The sequence below is a fragment of the Phenylobacterium sp. genome (genome assembly GCF_031425575.1).
GTDB lineage: Bacteria > Pseudomonadota > Alphaproteobacteria > Caulobacterales > Caulobacteraceae > Phenylobacterium.
In genome coordinates this window covers 1-13,975 of record NZ_JANPJP010000351.1, presented here as the reverse complement: position 1 = coordinate 13,975, position 13,975 = coordinate 1, and the positions used below count along the sequence as shown (strand labels likewise).

The 13,975-nt window shown below is 67.9% G+C and carries 16 protein-coding genes; 3 read left to right on the top strand and 13 right to left on the bottom strand.

Annotated features, from left to right (window positions below; all coding sequences use genetic code 11):
- Nucleotides 1–906, bottom strand: a 906-nt coding sequence (locus RMO97_RS19365) for a tetratricopeptide repeat protein (RefSeq protein ID WP_310542639.1), incomplete at its 3' end; no start/stop codon positions are given.
- 117 nt (nucleotides 907–1,023) lie between these two features.
- On the opposite strand from RMO97_RS19365, the gene RMO97_RS19360 reads away from it, so the two are divergent.
- The gene (locus tag RMO97_RS19360) at nucleotides 1,024–1,365 is read left to right on the top strand and encodes an MmcQ/YjbR family DNA-binding protein (protein WP_310542638.1); all 342 of its coding nucleotides are present in this window, start codon (nucleotides 1,024–1,026) and stop codon (nucleotides 1,363–1,365) included.
- Here RMO97_RS19360 and RMO97_RS19355 read toward each other — a convergent pair.
- The 6 genes from RMO97_RS19355 to lepA form a co-directional block, all read right to left on the bottom strand.
- Nucleotides 1,362–2,087, bottom strand: coding sequence for a DUF599 family protein (locus tag RMO97_RS19355; RefSeq protein ID WP_310542637.1), 726 nt, complete (start codon nucleotides 2,085–2,087; stop codon nucleotides 1,362–1,364). The genes RMO97_RS19360 and RMO97_RS19355 overlap by 4 nt on opposite strands.
- A 74-nt stretch (nucleotides 2,088–2,161) precedes the next feature.
- Entirely contained in the window at nucleotides 2,162–3,448 is a 1,287-nt protein-coding gene (locus tag RMO97_RS19350) for an MFS transporter (protein ID WP_409035342.1), read from the bottom strand.
- A gap of 220 nt (nucleotides 3,449–3,668) precedes the next feature.
- Nucleotides 3,669–3,827, bottom strand: coding sequence for a DUF3309 family protein (locus RMO97_RS19345; protein ID WP_304700238.1), 159 nt, complete (start codon nucleotides 3,825–3,827; stop codon nucleotides 3,669–3,671).
- A 189-nt stretch (nucleotides 3,828–4,016) separates the two neighbouring features.
- Nucleotides 4,017–4,478, bottom strand: coding sequence for a DUF983 domain-containing protein (locus RMO97_RS19340; protein ID WP_409035341.1), 462 nt, complete (start codon nucleotides 4,476–4,478; stop codon nucleotides 4,017–4,019).
- A 159-nt stretch (nucleotides 4,479–4,637) separates the two neighbouring features.
- Complete coding sequence (locus RMO97_RS19335; RefSeq protein WP_310542635.1) at nucleotides 4,638–4,775, bottom strand: entericidin A/B family lipoprotein; 138 nt, start codon at nucleotides 4,773–4,775, stop codon at nucleotides 4,638–4,640.
- Between the two features lie 128 nt (nucleotides 4,776–4,903).
- Nucleotides 4,904–6,709, bottom strand: a complete 1,806-nt coding sequence (gene lepA / locus RMO97_RS19330) for a translation elongation factor 4 (RefSeq protein WP_310542634.1) — start codon at nucleotides 6,707–6,709, stop codon at nucleotides 4,904–4,906.
- Nucleotides 6,710–6,859: 150 nt separating this feature from the next.
- Here lepA and RMO97_RS19325 point away from each other — a divergent pair, with 150 nt between their 5' ends.
- Entirely contained in the window at nucleotides 6,860–7,522 is a 663-nt protein-coding gene (locus RMO97_RS19325; protein ID WP_310542633.1) for a DUF1134 domain-containing protein, read from the top strand.
- A gap of 64 nt (nucleotides 7,523–7,586) precedes the next feature.
- On the opposite strand, the gene RMO97_RS19320 is transcribed toward RMO97_RS19325, so the two are convergent.
- Nucleotides 7,587–8,141: a TIGR00645 family protein gene (locus RMO97_RS19320; protein ID WP_310542632.1), complete on the bottom strand. Its 555-nt coding sequence runs from the start codon at nucleotides 8,139–8,141 to the stop codon at nucleotides 7,587–7,589.
- Nucleotides 8,142–8,269: 128 nt separating this feature from the next.
- Here RMO97_RS19320 and RMO97_RS19315 point away from each other — a divergent pair, with 128 nt between their 5' ends.
- The gene (locus RMO97_RS19315; protein ID WP_310542631.1) at nucleotides 8,270–9,280 is read left to right on the top strand and encodes a mechanosensitive ion channel domain-containing protein; all 1,011 of its coding nucleotides are present in this window, start codon (nucleotides 8,270–8,272) and stop codon (nucleotides 9,278–9,280) included.
- A gap of 6 nt (nucleotides 9,281–9,286) precedes the next feature.
- Here the strand turns inward: RMO97_RS19315 and pheT are convergent, their stop codons facing one another.
- From pheT to rpmI, 5 genes are all read right to left on the bottom strand, one after another.
- The gene (pheT, locus tag RMO97_RS19310) at nucleotides 9,287–11,659 is read right to left on the bottom strand and encodes a phenylalanine--tRNA ligase subunit beta (protein ID WP_310542630.1); all 2,373 of its coding nucleotides are present in this window, start codon (nucleotides 11,657–11,659) and stop codon (nucleotides 9,287–9,289) included.
- Complete coding sequence (locus RMO97_RS19305) at nucleotides 11,656–12,066, bottom strand: ASCH domain-containing protein (RefSeq protein ID WP_310542629.1); 411 nt, start codon at nucleotides 12,064–12,066, stop codon at nucleotides 11,656–11,658. Before RMO97_RS19305 ends, pheT begins: the two co-directional genes overlap by 4 nt.
- Entirely contained in the window at nucleotides 12,063–13,169 is a 1,107-nt protein-coding gene (pheS, locus tag RMO97_RS19300; RefSeq protein ID WP_310542628.1) for a phenylalanine--tRNA ligase subunit alpha, read from the bottom strand. The genes RMO97_RS19305 and pheS overlap by 4 nt, the downstream gene beginning before the upstream one ends.
- A gap of 112 nt (nucleotides 13,170–13,281) precedes the next feature.
- Entirely contained in the window at nucleotides 13,282–13,638 is a 357-nt protein-coding gene (gene rplT, locus RMO97_RS19295; RefSeq protein ID WP_310542627.1) for a 50S ribosomal protein L20, read from the bottom strand.
- A gap of 15 nt (nucleotides 13,639–13,653) precedes the next feature.
- Nucleotides 13,654–13,854 (bottom strand): 50S ribosomal protein L35, encoded by a 201-nt coding sequence (gene rpmI / locus RMO97_RS19290; RefSeq protein WP_215342450.1) that lies wholly within the window; start codon nucleotides 13,852–13,854, stop codon nucleotides 13,654–13,656.
- Between the last annotated feature and the right edge of the window lie 121 nt (nucleotides 13,855–13,975).

Sequence of the window (13,975 nt, the reverse complement as noted above, 5' to 3'; positions counted from 1 at the left end):
TTCGCGGCCGGCGTCGATCCAGCGACGGAGCTCCTCGGCTTCGGCGCAGCCAAAGGCGCAGATGCGGTCCAGGCGGGCCAGCATGACCCGCGCCCCGGCCAGGTCGCCGCGTTCCACCTTCAGCTCGCCGTAGTATTCCGTGGCCCCGCGATGGTCGGGGGCGATGGCCAGGGCTTGGCGGTAATAGGCCTCGGCCTGTTCCGGCTGGCCCTTCTTGCGCCAGGTGTAGCCCTGATAGGTGAGGATGTCGGGGTGCGGGCCCAGGGCCTCCCGGGCGGCGGCCAGGGAGACCAGAGCCTCATCATAGCGGCGCTCGTTGATCAAGCTGACGGCGGTCAGATAGGTGCGATCCCCGGCGGCGGGGCCAGCCAACAGTAGTGAGCCGGAGGTCGCCACCGCGCCGCCGGCCATGGCGCTCTCCACCGCCGTCACCGCCGCAGCGAGGGCGGGAGCGTCGCCGCAGGTTCCGCAGGCCTGGGCGCGGGCTTTCAGCCAGTCCAGCTGAGCCTGGGCCTTGGCGTCCTTCAGAGCGCCCTGCGCCACGCCCAGGCCGCGACGTGCCTCGATGTTGTCGGGCTCCAGCTTCACGGCCTTCTCATAGGCGCGGCGCGCGCCCTTCAGGTCGTTCTGGCCGGCGTTGGCGAGGCCCAGCAGGCGCCAGGCTTCGGCGTTCTGGGGCAGGACGGCGACGACCCGGCCAAGGGCGCGCTCGGCGTCCTTGAATTTGCTGGCGTTGAGGGCCTCGACGCCCTTCACGTACTCGGCGGCCGGATCGTAGGTCGGGGCCGACATGCTCGGCATGTCGCCACCGCCGCCACCACCGCCGCCGGCGCTCCAGGCGGCGCCTGTTGCGGCCAGGCTGAGCATCGCCCCGAGGACCAGCGCCCCGCGCAGTCTGTCGCCCATCTTCGCCTCCCTGAGTCTTCGCATAACAGTGTCATATCCTTCGCGCGGCGTCAGCCGGGTGATGGGCAAGTCGAGCACCCTCACCGTATATTGAGCCCCCCAGCGCCGAGGACACCCATGACCCCAGCCGAATTCGACAAGGCCTGCTTGGGCCTGCCCGGCGCCACGATGGACGTCCAGTGGGGGGACGACCATGTCTACAAGGTCGGCGGCAAGATGTTCGCGGCGACTGGGGCTGCGGGGACGAGCTTCTCCTTCAAGGCCAGCGACATCGCCTTCGAGGCGCTGACCGAAAGCGGGCGTGGGAAGCCCGCGCCGTATCTCGCGCGCGCCAGGTGGGTGTGGTTCGAGGACATGGCGGGGATGGATGCAGCCGAGGTGGCTGACTGGCTGAAGACCGCCCATGCCCTGATTGCCGCGAAGCTGACCCGCAAGCAGAGGGCCGAGTTCGGGCTCTAGCGTTCCTCACCCGAAGCGGGAGGAGGAGGACCGGCCCCCAGCAATGCGCGCAGGTCGCGGATGGCGGCGGCGGCCTTGGAATGGCGCTGGCGCCAGATCAGCAGGCTGACCGCGCCGAGGGTGACCACCAGGAAACTGATCGGTCCAAACAGCCAGGCCGCCGCCGCCAGGGCGAAGTAGTAGCCGCGCACGCCGGCGTTGAAGGCTGAGAGCGCCGGGTTGAGCAGCCGCGCGGCCGCCTCGCCGTAGCGGTCCTTGAAGGCCTGGTCCTCGGTGTCGGGCGCCGCGCCCACCACGGCGATGCAGTAGTTCATCTGGCGGATGGCCCAGATGAAGTCGAGCAGGCCGCGGGCCAGCGCCACCAGCACCAGCGCGATCTGGAATTCGAACAGCAGGCGGGTGGAGGTCTTGATCACCACCAGGCTGGAGGCCGAGCGGAAGGTGCTCTCGCCGCCGAACAGCACGCCGGCGGCGGCGGCGATCAGGATCAGGTTGGAGGAGGCGAAGAAGGAGGCCGAGTTCAGGACGTGGCCCAGCAGTTGGCCGTCCATGAACTTGTTCTCCCGCCCGGCCATGTTCTTCATCCAGGTCAGCCGGATGAGGGTCAGGTCGGTGTTGATGGCCCCCCGGCCCCGGGCGGCGGCCTTGAGCAGGGGCTCGTAGGCCAGCCAGGCGACGGCGAAGACGAGGAGCGCCGTCAGGTCCAGGGGCGAGAGCGGCATGGGCGAAACTATACCCTTTTGAAGTTGGAGCATGTCCGGGCGGCGAACCGGTTCCCACTTGCGCCTGACATGCTCTAGTCCTCCGTGATCAGGCTGTGCTTGTTGGTGTCGCGCAGGGTTAGCGCCACCAGGAAGGCGATGGCCATGATGGAGGCGACATAGACGTAGAAGCCGCTCTCCATGCCCTCCTTCTTGAACCACAGGGCGACATATTCCGCCGTGCCGCCGAAGATGGCGTTAGCCGTGGCGTAGGGCAGGGCGACGCCCAGCGCACGAACATGGGCCGGGAACAGCTCGGCCTTCAGCACGGCGTTGACGGCGGTGTAGCCCGAGAGGATCAGCACCAAGGCGCACATCAGGGCGAAGGCCATGGTGGCGTCCGAGGTCACGGCGATCCGCGAGAAGATGGGGTAGGTGAAGATGCTTCCCAGCAGGAAGGCCGCCAGCAGGGTGGCCTTGCGGCCCACGACATCGGACAGGGCCCCGAAGGCCGGCTGGGCGATCATGTAGACCAGCAGGGCCGCGGCCGTGATCGCCGTGGCCGCGTCCTTGGTGAAGCCCGAGGTGTTGACCAGGAACTTCTGCATGTAGGTCGTGTAGGCGTAGAAGGCCAAGGACCCGGCCGAGGTCAGGGCGAAGATGGTCGCCGTCTCCTTGGGGAACTTCACGAACAGCAGCATGGTGCGCGAGCGTTCGGCGCCCTCGGCCTGGGCGGTGAGATAGGATTGGCTCTCCTCCAGGCCGGTGCGGATCCAGAACACCACGATGGCCAGGACCCCGCCGATGGCGAAGGGAATGCGCCAGCCCCACTGGGAGAGATCTTCCGGCGACAGAATGTTCTGCAGCAGGATGAGCACGCCAAGCGCGGTGAGCTGGCCCAGGATCAGGGTGACGAACAGGAAGCTCGACCAGAAGCCGCGGCGCTTCTTGCCGGCCATCTCCGACATGTAGGTGGCGCTGGCGCCATACTCCCCGCCCAGCGACAGGCCCTGGACGAGACGCGCCAGGACGAGCGCCACCGGGGCGGCAGTGCCGATCATCGAATAGTCGGGGATGATGGCGATGGCGAAGGAGCCGGCGCACATCATGGAGACCGAGACGGTCAGGGCCGCCTTGCGGCCGGCGCGGTCGGCGTAGAGGCCCATGAACCAGGCGCCGATGGGCCGGGCGAGGAAGCCCACGGCGAACACCGCGGCGGCCTGCAGCAGCTGGGCGGTCTCATCGCCCTTGGGGAAGAAGTGCTTGGCGAAATAGAGGGCGAAGGAGGAGTAGACGAACCAGTCATACCACTCGACGAAGTTGCCAGCCGAGCCGCCCAGGATGGCCTTGAAGCGCTGCATCGAGGTGAGCCCCGGCGCCATGGCCTCAGGCGGAAGTTCTCCGCCGCTCTCGGTAACCGTCATGCATTCCCCCCGACGAACTCACTGGCGGGAATGCTAGAGCGCGCCAGGGTTAAGTGGAAGCCGGTTAACCCGACCGGCGCGCTCTAGGTTTTGGAGTTCGAGCCCTCGTTAACGGATCAGGTAAAACCTGATCCTAGAGGGCTCGCGGGTCTTTGCGTTCAGGCGAAGGGCGCTTGCGCTATATCCGACCCATCAGGACCAGGATCAGGACGATCACCAGCACTAGGCCCAGGCCGCCGGAGGGGAAGTAGCCCCAGGAGCGCGAGTGGCCCCAGGTGGGCAGGGCGCCGATCAGGGCGAGCACGAGAATGATGAGTAGAATGGTCCCCAGCGACATGGCTCAAGCCTCCCAAGAGCCTGGCCGGGTGGCCAGGCGATCAAGCCTGAAAACGGGCGCCGCCGGTTAAGGTTGCCGGAGCCCTTTCCTTCCAGAGAATCTGAAAGGACAAAAAGGGCTCCCTCTAAAGTGAGAGCGTGACGGGCGCCTGAACCGGTTCCCACTTCAGGCTGTCACGCTCTGGCCGACCTAGTCCGCCATATCGGCGGTATGCAGGTGGGCGTCCTGCTCCTTGACCTTCAGGGCGTAGAGCAGGCCGATGAAGGCCCCCTTCACCCGGGGCAGCAGGGCCAGGGTCGCGGCCGCCAGGGGGATCAGGGTGGCGGGCAGCATGATCGCCGCCGGCGCCTGCCAGATGATCGGGAACAGCAGCAGCGGCGCCACCAGCAGGTGGCCGACGATGAGGATGGTGAAATAGGCCGGGCCGTCGTCGGCCGGGTACTGGGCGATGTCGTGGCCGCAAACCTGGCAGCGCGGCTCGACCTTCAGGTATTTCCAATAGAGGGCGCCGCGCTCGCAATGCGGGCAGCGGCCGCGCAGGCCGCGCAGCATGGCCTGGACAAGGGTGGGGCGTTCATGACGGGACATGACCGCCATATGGGTGTCGGGGCCCTGGGAGTCCAAGGTGGCGGGCGGTCGCATCGGGAACATGATCTTCGCAATCCCAGGCGGGGCTTGAAGTTCCCCAATAGGGCGCGTCGTTAGGTCCCACCGCGCCAGCGGGAAGGTCTCAGCCGCGCAACTCCTTGATGAGCAAGACGCGGAGAAGCCTCATGAATTCCAGGGGCGGGAGGACGCCCGGAAGCGGCCCTAGCGCCTGACGTCGTCGGCGGCGCCGCTGACCGCGCGGCCGGCGGCCGAGACGTCCTGGCCCGCGCCGGCGATGGTGTTGCAGGCGGCGGTCAGCAGGGCGGCGGCGGTGACGGCGAGAACCAGGATCTTGCGCATTCAGGTGTGCTCCTCAAGGACTAGCCGGCGTCATAGCCAAGCTTGAAGGCGATTTCTAGGCGAGGGCGGTGCGCCGGGGCAAGGGGCGCGTGGACCCTTCTCCCGCAAGGGGAGAAGGGTATTGGTCGCTAGTCCGCGTCCATCTTCAGCGCCGCGATGAAGGCTTCCTGCGGGATCTCCACCTTGCCGAACTGGCGCATGCGCTTCTTGCCGGCCTTCTGCTTGTCTAGCAGCTTGCGCTTGCGGCTCATGTCGCCGCCGTAGCACTTGGCCGTCACGTCCTTGCGCAGGGCGCGCACGGTCTCGCGCGCGATGATGCGGCCGCCGATGGCCGCCTGGATCGGGATCTGGAACATGTGGGGACTGATGAGGTCCTTCATCTTCTCCACCATGCCCCGGCCCCTGGCCTCGGCCCGGTCGGCGTGGACCAGCATGGACAGCGCGTCCACCGGCTCTGAGTTCACCAGGATCGACATCCGCACCAGGTCGCCGACCCGGTAGCCCTCGATGGCGTAGTCGAAGGAGGCGTAGCCCTTGGAGACGCTCTTCAGACGGTCGTAGAAGTCGAACACCACCTCGTTGAGCGGCAGGTCGTAGACCACCAGGGCGCGGGAGCCGACATAGCTGAGCTCGCGCTGTTCGCCGCGGCGGTCCTGGCAGAGCTTGATCACCGAGCCGAGATACTCGTCGGGGGTCAGGATGGTGGCCTTGATCCAGGGCTCGGCGATGGTGGCGATCTTGACGGGATCGGGCAGGTCGGCCGGATTGTGCAGCTCCAGCTCCGAGCCGTCGTTCAGGCCGATCTTGTAGACCACGCTGGGCGCCGTCGCGATCAGGTCGAGGTCGAACTCGCGGCTGAGGCGCTCCTGGATGATCTCCAGGTGCAGCAAGCCCAAGAACCCGCAGCGGAAGCCGAAGCCGAGGGCCGCGCTGGTCTCCATCTCGTAGGTGAAGGAGGCGTCGTTCAGGCGCAGGCGGCCGATGGCGGCGCGCAGGTCCTCGAAGTCGGCGGCGTCCACGGGGAACAGGCCGCAGAACACCACCGACTGGGCGACGCGGAAGCCCGGGAGGGCGGTCGCCGTCTGGCGCTTCTCATCGGTGATGGTGTCGCCGACCGCGGCGTCGGCCACCTGCTTGATCTGGGCGGTGATGTAGCCGATCTCGCCGGGGCCAAGCTCGCCGGTCTCGGTCTGCTTGGGCTTGAAGACCCCGATGCGGTCGATCTGGTGGGTGACGCCCGCATTCATCATGCGCACCTTCATCCCCGCCTTCAGCACCCCGTCGAGGACGCGGACCAGGACGACGACGCCGAGGTAGGGGTCGTACCAGGCGTCCACCAGCAGGGCCTTGAGCGGGGCGTCGCGGTCGCCCTTGGGGGGCGGCAGGCGGGTGACGACGGCCTCCAGGACGTCGGCGATGCCCTCGCCGGTCTTGGCCGAGCAGAGCACCGCGTCGGAGGCGTCGATGCCGATGACGTCCTCGATCTGCTGGCGCACCCGCTCGGGCTCGGCGGCGGGCAGGTCGATCTTGTTGAGGACCGGGACGATCTCGTGATTGTTGTCGATGGCCTGGTAGACGTTGGCCAGCGTCTGGGCCTCCACGCCCTGGCTGCTATCGACCACGAGGATCGAGCCCTCGCAGGCGGCCAGGCTGCGGCTGACCTCATAGGCGAAGTCCACGTGGCCAGGCGTGTCCATCAGGTTCAGGACATAGGTCTCGCCGTCGCGGGCCGTGTAGTCGAGGCGCACGGTCTGGGCCTTGATGGTGATGCCGCGCTCGCGCTCGATCTCCATGTTGTCCAGCACCTGTTCGGTCATCTCACGCTTGGTGAGGCCGCCGGTCTCCTGGATCAGGCGATCGGACAGGGTCGACTTGCCATGGTCGATGTGGGCGACGATGGAGAAGTTGCGGATTTTGGAAAGAGGGGTGCTCATGGTGCGCCAGCCTCTACCACATTCCGGCGCTCCTGCGAGGGTGGAGGGCAGCTTGCCGCGCCATCATGCTTAATCGGGCGTTAAGATGGACCGCCGCATTGATGACGCCAGGGGATGGGAGGCTGTTTCGCCTTCACTCGGGGACGTTCCATGGATCGCCGCACACTGATCGTTTCGGGCCTGGCCACGCTGGGCGCCGCGGGGGCCGCCAAGGCCCAGCAGCCGGGGCAGAACGGGCCCTATCAGACGCCGACCTATCCGGCCGCGCCGCCGGCCTATCCCAACCAGAATCAGCCAAATCAGTACCCCAATCCGGGAGAGGCTCCCGCCGAGCCGTTCACCCGCGAGGAGATGGTCAACAACGTCTCCGACTTCCTGGGCGTGACGGCGGAGGCGGCGGGCGGCGCCATCGAGCGGGTGTTCCGCGACAACGGCCGGCCCACGGCCTATATCGCCGGCCAGGAGGCTTCAGGCGCGATCTCGATCGGCGCCCGGTATGGCAAGGGCCTGCTGTACATGAAGAACCGAGAGCCGCTGGAGGTCTATTGGCAGGGCCCGTCGGTGGGCTGGGACCTGGGGGGCAACGCCAGCCGCGTCTTCACCCTCTGCTACAATCTCCAGTACCCGGAGATCCTCTTCCAGCGCTTCCCGGGCGTCGAGGGCACGGCCTATCTGGTGGGCGGGCTAGGCGTGAACTACCTGCAGTCCGACGAGGTCATCCTGGCCCCGATCCGCGCCGGCGTCGGCCTGCGCCTGGGCGCCAATATCGGCTATCTCGGCTTCAGCCGCAAACGCCGGACCTGGCCATTCTAAGCGGCGGCCAGAGCCCTCTCTCTATAGAGCATGCCAGGCGGACGTGGACGCCAGCCAGCGCGCGCTAATGCCGTTCGGTCTTTGAGGCCAGCAGGTCCATGAAGGCCAGCATCACCCCAGACACCACGAAGGTCAGGTGGATGCCCACCAGCCAGGCCAGATTCCGGTCGGACATCGGCTCGTTCTCCGCCAGTTGCATGAAGGCCTTCAGCAGGGCGATGCCCGAGATCGCGACGATGGAGGCGATCAGCTTCAGCTTCAGGCCGGCGAAGTCCACCGTGCCCATCCAGCCGGGGCGATCCTCGTCGTCCCCAGTGTCGATCTTGGAGACGAAGTTCTCGTAGCCTGAGAAGATCACGATCAGCAGTAGATTTCCCGCCAGGGACAGGTCGATGAGGGATAGGGCCATGAGGATGGCCTGTTCAGGGCTCATGGACCCTATGTGGCTGAATTCCCGCCAGGCCTCATTGACGAAGACCACCACCAGAGCGGCTAGCGCCGCCACCAGCCCAAGGTAGAAGGGCACCATCAACCAGCGGGACCGGAACAGGGCGGTCTCCAGCCAGCGTTCCAGGGCGGGCTTGGCCTTGAGCGGCTTGTCAGGGCTGGACGTGGTCATGCTGGATGTATGGGATGACGCCTGGAGCGATTCAAGAGCGTTGGCGGGAACCCGTCGACCTCCAAGGCGTAGCTCTGGAAATGCAGTGTCCCGGCGCCTGAGCGCCGGGCGCCCAGGGGAGTGCGCGCTTGGAGAAATTGTCCGCCACGGTCTGGGAGTGGTTCGCCACCGGTCAGTGGCTGGTCCCTGCCGGCAAGCTCGCGGTGGCCGCGGTCATCGTCGCGGCGGGGTTCATCGCCGCCCGCCTGGTGTCGGGGGGGCTGAGCCGATGGCGCGGTCGCGCCCGGGGCGGTCGGCCGATCATCTACATCGTCGAGAAGCTGTCGGGCTACGGCCTGGTGGTGGCCGGGTTCGTCGTGGCCCTGTCCACCCTGGGGATCGACCTGACCTCGCTGGCGGTCTTCGCCGGCGCCCTGGGGGTGGGGGTCGGTCTTGGCCTGCAAGGCGTCGTGCGGGAGTTCGTCTCGGGCCTGGTGTTGATCTTCGATCCCCACGTCCATGTGGGGGACTTCATCGAGCTGGAGAACGGGGTGCGGGGGGTGATCGCCGAGGTGGGCCCTCGGGCTTCGCGGGTTCGCACCAATGACGGGCTCAATGTCGTCATCCCCAATTCCAAGCTGATCGAGAGCCAGGTGATCAACTGGACCCTGAAGGGCGGCACCCGGCGGATCCACGTCCCCTTCTCGGTGGCCTACGGGGTGGACAAGGCCCTGGTGCGCGACGTGGTGATCCAGGCCGCGCGCGCCACCCCCTTCACCCTGCCGGAGACGGAGGACCGCAAGACCCAGGTGTGGCTGATCGGGTTCGGCGACTCGGCCCTGAATTTCGAGCTGGTGGTGTGGCCGACCTTCGACGCGGTGAAGCGGCCGGCGGCCATGCACGCGGCCTATACCTGGGCGATCGAGGACGCCCTGCGCTCGGCCCAGATCGAGGTCCCCTACCCGCAGATGGACGTACGGGTGCGCAGCCTGTTCGGCCAGGAGGGCGGCGAGGCCTTCACAGCCCTGGGCCTGAAGGCCGGCAGCGCGCACGAGCCGCCGGCCCACCCGGTGGTTGAGACCAAGAACGACGCCGCCGACGCCCTGGTCGCCGATGTCGAGCGTGAGGCCCGGGAGCGCCTGACTCAGGAGCGGGAATAGGCCGGCTCAGCTCCGCAGCTTGGCGCCCACGGTCTTTTCGGCCGCGGCGACGATCTTCGCCGACAGGGCCTCGATCTCGGGCTCGGTGAGGGTCTTCTCGCGGGGCTGGACCAGGACCTCGACGGCCACCGACTTGGAGCCCTCGGGCACGCCGGGGCCCGAATAGACGTCGAAGACGCGGGCGTCGGCGATCAGGGCCTTGTCGGCCGCCAGGATGGGACGGACCAGGTCGCCGGCCGCCACCTCGGAGCCCACCACGAAGGCGAAGTCGCGGCTGAGCGGCATGAGGGCCGAGATGTCCAGGGCGGGCTTGGTCTTGGTGGACTTCCTTTTGCCCTCGGGGATGGCGTCCAGGTTCAGCTCGAAGGCCACCAGGGGGCCGTCGACGTCCAGGGCCTTGAGAACGCGCGGGTGCAGTTCGCCGAACTCGGCCACCACGGTCTTGGGGCCAAGCTGCAGCCGGGCCGAGCGGCCGGGATGCCACCAGTCGGAGGTCGACCCCTGGACCAGCTGCAGGTTCGGCGCGCCGATCTCCTCCAGTATGGCCATCAGGTCGGCCTTGAGGTCGAACAGCGGGTCGGCCTTGGCGCCGTCCCAGCGGCGGGGCGGGTGGGGCGCCACCAGGGCGGCCAGCACGGTGACCTGGTCCTCAGGCTCGTCGCCGCGATAGAGCGGGCCGATCTCGAAGGCCGCCAGGTCGGGGAAGCCGCGCCGGGCGTTGCGGCCCGCGGCCTCGATCAGGTTGGGCAGGATGGACGGCCGCATGCAGTCCAGGTCCGAGGCGATGGGGTTGGTGACCACCAGTTTCGGATCGCCGCCGCCGAACAGTTTCGCGGTCGCCTGGGCGGTGAAGCTCCAGGTGATGGTCTCGGCATAGCCGCGGGCGGCCATGGCGCGCCGCGCCACGCGGACGCGGCCCTGGCGCACGGTGAGCACGCCGCCGGCGGCAGGCGCCAGTTCGGGCAGGGGCGTGGCGGGCAGGGCGTCATAGCCCTGGATGCGGGCCACCTCCTCGACGAGGTCGGCCTTGCCCTCGACGTCACGGCGCCAGGAGGGCGGGGTGACCTGGTCGCCGGCCACCGCAAAGCCGAGCTTGGTGAGGATCTCGTCGATCCGCGCGTCGCCGATATCCAGGCCCGACAGCTTCTTCACATAGGACCGGTCGAAGCTCATGGCGGTGGGCGGAGCGGGCGCCTCGCCGGCCAGGGTGACCTCGGAGGCCTCGCCGCCGCAGAGCTCCAGGATCAGCTTCGTCGCCAGCTCCAGGCCGGGGACCAGGGACTGGGGATCGACGGTGCGGGCGAAGCGGTACTGGGCGTCGGAATTGATGCCGGTCGAACGGCCGGTCTGGGCGGTCAGGATCGGATCGAACCAGGCGCTTTCCAGGAAGACCTCGGTGGTGGCTTCCGAACAGCCGGTGGTCTCGCCGCCCATGACCCCGCCCAGGCCGATGGCGCCTGAGGCATCAGCGATGACGCAGATGTCGGGGCTGACCGCGTAGGTCTTGCCGTCGAGGGCGGCGACCTCCTCGCCCACCGCGCCCATGCGCGCCTCGACGTAGCCGCCGGTCAGCTTGGCGGCGTCATAGACGTGGAGCGGCCGGGCGCGGTCGTAGGTGATCAGGTTGGTGATATCCACCAGGGTGTTGATGGAGCGCAGGCCGATGGAGGTCAGGCGCTGGGCCAGCCAGGCCGGGGACGGCCCGTTCCTCACGCCGCGGATCAGCCGACCGGAGAAGGCCGGGCAGGCCTCGGGGGCCGGCAGCCGGATCTCGATGGGATTGGCGAAGCTCCCGGCCACCGGGGCGATGGCGATGTCCTTCAGGGTCCCCAGGCCGGCGGCGGCCAGGTCGCGGGCGATGCCGACGACGCCCAGCCAGTCGGGCCGGTTGGGGGTGACCTCGAAGTCGATCACCGCCTCCAGGCCCAGAGCCGTGGCGGCCGGGGTCCCCACGGCCAGGCTGTCGGGCAGGTCCATAATTCCGTCGGACTCGGATGCGGCCTCCAGCTCGGAGGCCGAGCAGAGCATGCCGTTGGAGACCACGCCGCGCACCGGTTTCTCCACCAGGGTCACGCCGAGGCCCGGCACATAGGCGCCGATGGGGGCGTAGATGGTGGTCAGACCCGCCCGCGCATTGGGGGCGCCGCAGACGATCTCCTTGCGGCCGTCGACGGTGTCCACCTGGCAGACCCGCAGGCGGTCGGCGTTGGGGTGCTGAACCGCTTCCACGATCTTGGCGACGGTGAAGGCCGCAAGCTTGGTGGCGGGGTCGGCGACGTGCTCGACCTCGAGGCCCGCCATGGTCATGGCCTCCACCAGTTCGGGGACCGACGCGGTGGTGTCGAGGTGCTCGCGCAGCCAGGAGAGGGTGAACTTCATTGGTCGGCTCCTTCGCCGAGAATCTCGATCAGGCGGAAGCGCTCGCACCAGAGCAGCATGTCCGGAGCGTATCCGCCGTTGCGGGTGAAATAGGCTTCGTGCTCGCGGGCCCAGCTTTCGAGCGTGCGGTCGTCCTCGCCCTCCTCGAAGGCGAACGGGGCGTCCACGGCGTCAAAGCGGCGCTGGGTGAGCTCGGTGGTCTCGAGGACGGCGCGGGGCCGGCCCGCGCCGTCCTGGGCGACCCAGCGCTTGCCGACCTCGGACCCCTTCAGCCCCTCGGCGACGCTCCAGCAGGTGGCGGTCTTCTTGCCTTCAAGGATGAGGGCGAGAAGCTCGTCGGCCAGTTCCGGACCGTCCCCGAACGGGAACTGGTCCAGACTGCGCCAGTCCTGTTCGACCACCCTCACGACAGACCCGCCGCCGGGTTCGGCGCGGCGAAGGCCGAGAAGCCGTAATGCTGCAGCCAGCGGACGTCGGTGGCGAACATGTCGCGCAGGTCGGGCATCCCGTACTTCAGGACGCCAAGCCGGTCGACGCCGCAGCCGAAGGCGAAGCCCTGCCAGACGTCCGGATCCAGGCCGCAGTTGCGCAGCACATTGGGGTGGACCATCCCGCAGCCGAGGATCTCCAGCCAGTCGGTCCCCTGGCCGATCTTCACCTCGCCGCCGGAGCGGTCGCACTGGACGTCCATCTCGGCGCTGGGCTCGGTGAAGGGGAAGTGGTGCGGACGGAAGCGGGTGACCACGTCCGGGGTCTCGAAGAACCGGCCGAGGAAGGTCTCCAGGGTCCACTTCAGGTGGCCCATGTGGATGACCTTGTCGATCACCAGGCCCTCGATCTGGTGGAACATCGGGGTGTGGGTCTGGTCGCTATCCTTGCGGAAGGTGCGGCCCGGCACGATGACGCGGATCGGCGGCTCTTGCCCTGAGGCGATCCACGGGGCGGCCGGCTTCTGGTTCGTGCGGTTCATGACGCGGACCTGCACCGGGCTGGTGTGGGTGCGCAGCACCTTGCGCTCCCCCTGCTCGTTCTCCGGCAGGAAGAAGGTGTCGTGCATCTCCCGGGCCGGATGCTTGGGAGGGAAGTTCAGGGCCGTGAAGTTGTTGAAGTCGGTCTCGATGTCCGGCCCCTCGGCCAGGGAGAAGCCCATGTCGGCGAAGATGGCGATCATCTCGTCCATCACCTGCATGGTGGGATGGACCCCGCCCTTGCGACGCGGCGGCGGCGGCAGGGAGAGATCGACGCGTTCGGAGGCCAGGCGGGCGTCCAGCTCGGCGGCTTCCAGGGCGGCCTTGCGCTCGGTGATGGCCGCTTGAACGCGGTCGCGCAGGCCGTTGATCAGCGGGCCCTGTTCACGGCGCTCGTCGGGGGACATGCCCCCCAGCGACTTGAGCAGGTCGGAGATCGCCCCGGACTTGCCCAGGGCCGAGACGCGGACGGCCTCCAGGGCCGTGAGGTCAGGGGCGGCCGCGATGGCGGCGGTGAGGTCGGCTTCGAGTTTGGCGGTCATGACACGGCGTTCTTAGAGGGGGTGACAGGGCGCGGGAAGAGGACAGCAAAAAGCCCTCCGGCGGTTCGGCCGAAGGGCTTTGAATGCTTTAGGAGCCAAGGGCTCCCGGGCCTCAAGCCAGAGCGGCGCGAACCTTCTCAGCGATGGCCTTAAACGCGGTGGGGTCGTTGCCCGCGATGTCCGACAGGACTTTGCGGTCGATCTCGATCCCGGCCAGGTCAAGGCCGTGGATAAAGGTCGCGTAGGTCAGACCCTCGATGCGGGCCGCGGCGTTGATGCGCTGGATCCAGAGCGAGCGGAAGTTACGCTTGCGGACCTTGCGGTCGCGGTAGGCGTACTGGCCGGCCCTGTCCACCGCGGCCTTGGCCGTGCGGATGGTGTTCTTGCGGCGGCCGTAGAAGCCCTTGGCCTGCTCAAGAACCTTCTTGTGACGGGCGTGGGCGACAACGCCCCTTTTAACGCGTGCCATGTGTCAGTGCTCCGATCAAAGGCCGTAGGGCAGGTAGGACTTGATGGTCTTGACGTCGGACGACGACATGACCTTCGTGCCACGGTTCTGACGGATGTACTTGGCGCTGTGGCTCATCAGCCGGTGGCGCTTGCCCGCGACGCCGGCCTTGATCAGGCCAGACGCAGTGATTTTGAAGCGCTTTTTGGCGCCTGACTTGGTCTTCAGTTTCGGCATTTCTCTGCGGAGCGTGAGCCCCGTCCTCTGGCGTATTGATGAACCGTCCTGGCATGCCATTGGCCAGACGGTTCCGAAGGGGAGGGCGAATACGCGAAAGGCTGGGGGAAAGCAAGGGTTT

What these genes read in the sequence shown, in the direction of transcription:
- RMO97_RS19360 (WP_310542638.1), top strand. Translation starts at nt 1,024, where the DNA reads ATGACCCCAGCCGAATTCGACAAGGCCTGCTTGGGCCTGCCCGGCGCC.
- RMO97_RS19355 (WP_310542637.1), bottom strand. Translation starts at nt 2,087, where the DNA reads ATGCCGCTCTCGCCCCTGGACCTGACGGCGCTCCTCGTCTTCGCCGTC.
- RMO97_RS19350 (WP_409035342.1), bottom strand. Translation starts at nt 3,448, where the DNA reads ATGGCGCCGGGGCTCACCTCGATGCAGCGCTTCAAGGCCATCCTGGGC.
- RMO97_RS19345 (WP_304700238.1), bottom strand. Translation starts at nt 3,827, where the DNA reads ATGTCGCTGGGGACCATTCTACTCATCATTCTCGTGCTCGCCCTGATC.
- RMO97_RS19340 (WP_409035341.1), bottom strand. Translation starts at nt 4,478, where the DNA reads ATGTTCCCGATGCGACCGCCCGCCACCTTGGACTCCCAGGGCCCCGAC.
- RMO97_RS19335 (WP_310542635.1), bottom strand. Translation starts at nt 4,775, where the DNA reads ATGCGCAAGATCCTGGTTCTCGCCGTCACCGCCGCCGCCCTGCTGACC.
- lepA (WP_310542634.1), bottom strand. Translation starts at nt 6,709, where the DNA reads ATGAGCACCCCTCTTTCCAAAATCCGCAACTTCTCCATCGTCGCCCAC.
- RMO97_RS19325 (WP_310542633.1), top strand. Translation starts at nt 6,860, where the DNA reads ATGGATCGCCGCACACTGATCGTTTCGGGCCTGGCCACGCTGGGCGCC.
- RMO97_RS19320 (WP_310542632.1), bottom strand. Translation starts at nt 8,141, where the DNA reads ATGACCACGTCCAGCCCTGACAAGCCGCTCAAGGCCAAGCCCGCCCTG.
- pheT (WP_310542630.1), bottom strand. Translation starts at nt 11,659, where the DNA reads ATGAAGTTCACCCTCTCCTGGCTGCGCGAGCACCTCGACACCACCGCG.
- pheS (WP_310542628.1), bottom strand. Translation starts at nt 13,169, where the DNA reads ATGACCGCCAAACTCGAAGCCGACCTCACCGCCGCCATCGCGGCCGCC.
- rplT (WP_310542627.1), bottom strand. Translation starts at nt 13,638, where the DNA reads ATGGCACGCGTTAAAAGGGGCGTTGTCGCCCACGCCCGTCACAAGAAG.
- rpmI (WP_215342450.1), bottom strand. Translation starts at nt 13,854, where the DNA reads ATGCCGAAACTGAAGACCAAGTCAGGCGCCAAAAAGCGCTTCAAAATC.